Source organism: Mesorhizobium sp. M2A.F.Ca.ET.067.02.1.1 (assembly GCF_004023285.1).
In the GTDB taxonomy this organism is placed as follows: Bacteria; Pseudomonadota; Alphaproteobacteria; order Rhizobiales; family Rhizobiaceae; genus Mesorhizobium.
In genome coordinates, this window is the sequence record NZ_RZSB01000692.1 from 1 (window position 1) to 3,214 (window position 3,214).

General features: G+C 57.2%; 3 protein-coding genes. All 3 read right to left on the minus strand.

Translation table 11 applies throughout. The features are described 5' to 3' along the window. Window positions 1-7: 7 nt before the first annotated feature. On the minus strand, window positions 8-1,663 hold the full coding sequence (locus EOA28_RS30110) for an ABC transporter ATP-binding protein (protein WP_127249410.1): 1,656 nt from the start codon (window positions 1,661-1,663) through the stop codon (window positions 8-10). Then, on the minus strand, window positions 1,653-2,477 hold the full coding sequence (locus EOA28_RS30115) for an ABC transporter permease (RefSeq protein ID WP_126082613.1): 825 nt from the start codon (window positions 2,475-2,477) through the stop codon (window positions 1,653-1,655). The genes EOA28_RS30110 and EOA28_RS30115 overlap by 11 nt, the downstream gene beginning before the upstream one ends. Window positions 2,478-2,542: 65 nt before the next feature. Then, a partial coding sequence (locus tag EOA28_RS30120; RefSeq protein ID WP_148670941.1) for an ABC transporter permease occupies window positions 2,543-3,214 on the minus strand: 672 nt, incomplete at its 5' end.

A 3,214-nucleotide genomic window follows, 5' to 3' on the forward strand; every position in this document is an offset into this window, starting at 1 on the left:
GAGCTGTTTAGCCGGCCACGTCCAGAATGCCTTGGTTCTTCCGTTTTGCCAGCAGTTGCGTCAGCCAATCCGGATCCATTGCCGGCACGGAAGAGAGAAGCCGTTCTGTGTAGGCAACCTGAGGTGATGTCAGGATCTCGGTTTTCGAACCGTGCTCCACCACCTTGCCTTGGTGCATGACGACGACCTCGTCCGCGATTGCCCTTACTGTCGCGATATCATGGGTGATAAAGATGTAGCTGACGCCGAGTTCGCTCTGTAGGCGTATCAGAAGCTTCAAGATTTCTTCTTGCACAACTTGATCCAGTGCCGAGGTGACCTCGTCACAAATGATGAGCTCGGGATTCGCAGCGAGCGCGCGCGCAATACAGATCCGCTGTTTCTGGCCTCCCGACAATTCACCGGGCAGCCTATCAAGGAAACTTTCGTCCATCTCGATCATATGCATGAGTTCGCCGATCCGGCGGTCGCGCTGCTCCCCTTTTAGGCCTAAATAGAACTCAAGCGGACGCGCGATTATGTCCTCTACAGTCTGGCGAGGGTTAAGCGCGCTGTCCGGCGACTGATAGATCATCTGAATACGCCGCAGCAGATCTTTCGAGCGTTGCTTTAAGGACAGGGGAAGCGGCTGGGCGTCAAATGAGATCGAGCCCGAAAAAGCGGGCAGCAAACCGGTAACGACGCGGGCGAGCGTCGATTTCCCCGACCCTGATTCGCCCACCAACGCTACCGTTCGGCCACGCGGAACCTTGATGGACACGTCCACCAGCACCTTAACCCTTCCAGCATAAGCGGCGGTTACATTGTCGATGATCAGTAAATGGTCCCGGGCCTCAATTTCTGGCTTGGCGAGCTTTCGCACAGCCCAGAGCGTCCGAGTGTATTCCTGGGTGGGGGCTGCAAGCATCTGCCGTGTGCCCGCTTCCTCGACAGTTTGTCCGTGGCGCAGGACCATGATCCGGTCTGCCATCTGCGCCACTACGGCCAGATCGTGCGTCACGTATATCGCCGCAGTGTTGAAATCTTCAACAATACTGCGGATTGACGCTAGAACCTCGACTTGAGTCGTCACATCGAGCGCAGTTGTCGGCTCGTCGAACACAATCAAGTCGGGCCGGCTCGCCATAGCCATGGCGGTCATGGCTCGCTGTAATTGGCCGCCGGATACCTGATGCGGATACCGGAAACCTATAGTCTCAGGCTCTGGAAGTTGGAGCCGTTTATAAAGCTCCACAGCATCACGGTTGGCCTCACCTCGGCTGGCGATCCCGTGCGCAACCGCCGTTTCAACGGTCTGATCGAGGAGCCGGTGAGCCGGGTTGAACCAGGCAGCTGCGCTTTGCGCCACATAGGCAATACGGGAGCCCCGGAGGCGCCGACGGCGTGCTTCGCTCATTGACAAAAGATCGGCGCCATCGAAGGCCACGGAGCCTTGGGTAATACGGCATCCTGGCTTGGCATATCCCATTGCAGCAAGGCCGATAGTCGACTTTCCGGCGCCGGATTCGCCGATTAGTCCAAGCACTTCTCCGCGTTTGAGTGAGAAATCAACGCCGCGCACGATCGGGTGCCAGCGCTCGCCGGAAAAGCCTTCAACGTGAAGATTGCGGACCGTGAGAAGATCTGTCCCCCTTTCGCGCGCGATGACATTGCTACTTTTCATCACGCAGTCCGCTCGTTGAATGCAAAAACCAGTCTACGACGAAGTTCACCGCTACTGTGAGGAGGGCAATGGCGCCCGCCGGCAGAAGCGGCGTGACATCGCCATAGGTAATCAGCGTCGCGTTTTCCCGCACCATCGATCCCCAATCGGCGGATGGCGGCTGTATGCCGACGCCCAGGAACGACAATGCTGCAATGGTTAGGAAAACAAAACAAAATCGCAGACCAAACTCCGCAATGAGCGGCGGCAGAACATTGGGCAGGATTTCCTTGCGGAGAATCCATGCGGGGCCTTCGCCCCGCAGCTGCGCGACCTCGACATATTCCATCACCACCACGTTCAGGCCAACTGCTCGCGCCAGACGGAACACGCGCGTCGAATCGAGCAGAGCTATGATCAAGATGAGGCTGGCCATTGAAGAGCCGAAAATCGAAAGCAGCATCAGTGCGAATATCAGGCTCGGAATCGACATCAACACGTCCACGGCGCGTGACAATAGCTGATCCAGCCAGCCCCGGTACATTGCAGCGAGAAGGCCGAGCGTCACACCCGCTGCGAAGGATAAAATAGTTGTGATGAAGGCGATGCCGATCGTGTTGCGGGCTCCGTAGATCAGTCGTGTAAGCATGTCGCGACCGAGTTGGTCGGTGCCGAACGTAAACTCGTGGCTCCAGGGCGCGAATGCCTCGCTAAAGACCTGCGTTTCTCGATATGGTGCGATCAGAGGCGCAAATAACGCGACGATAATGTAGCAGAGGATCACACCCATACCGAACCAGGCGCTGAGTGGGGCCTTTTTCAGCGCTATCCTCATGCGAGATCGGCGCGTCCGCCTCACCCTACGCGCTCTGGTGGTCTGGATCACAGGCTCTGCACTTGTCATCGTGGGTGCAACAGTCTCGGGTTGGTTGCGATGGAGATGATATCGGCGATCAGGTTGAGCAGGATGTAGGCTGCGGCGAACACAAGCGCGCAGGCTTGAACGACCGGTACGTCTCTTGACCTCACGGCGTCGACCATCAGTTGCCCGACGCCGGGATAGACGAACACCACCTCGACAATCACGACGCCGACGATGAGATAGGCAAGATTGAAGGCCACTACCGTCACAATCGGGGCCCAGGCATTTGGCAAAGCGTGCCGGACGACGACAACCATTGGCCCCATTCCCTTCAATCGGGCCATGTCGATATAGGGGCTTGAAAGCATGTTGAGAATAGCCGCGCGCGTCATTCGCATCATGTGAGCAACGATGACAAGCGTGAGGGTGATGGACGGCAGAGCGGCACGCCAGACGTGGTCCCAGAAAGGGGTCTCGTCGTTGATATTGGCCAGCGTTGGGAACTTCGGTACGACGTTAAGGGTCCAGTTGATCGAAATCGCCAGCCAGGCTGGTAAAGACTGGGCGAATTCGGTGCCCGCAAACGTATCGCGCGAGATAACCAGGAAGGCGAGCATGTAGGCCACGAAAAATTCCGGGAACGAAATGGTCGTAAGTGTTACCGTGTTTACAACCCGATCGAACCAGCTGTTGCGATATAGGGATGCGAC

What these genes read in the sequence shown, in the direction of transcription:
- EOA28_RS30115 (WP_126082613.1), bottom strand. Translation starts at nt 2,477, where the DNA reads ATGAGGATAGCGCTGAAAAAGGCCCCACTCAGCGCCTGGTTCGGTATG.
- EOA28_RS30110 (WP_127249410.1), bottom strand. Translation starts at nt 1,663, where the DNA reads ATGAAAAGTAGCAATGTCATCGCGCGCGAAAGGGGGACAGATCTTCTC.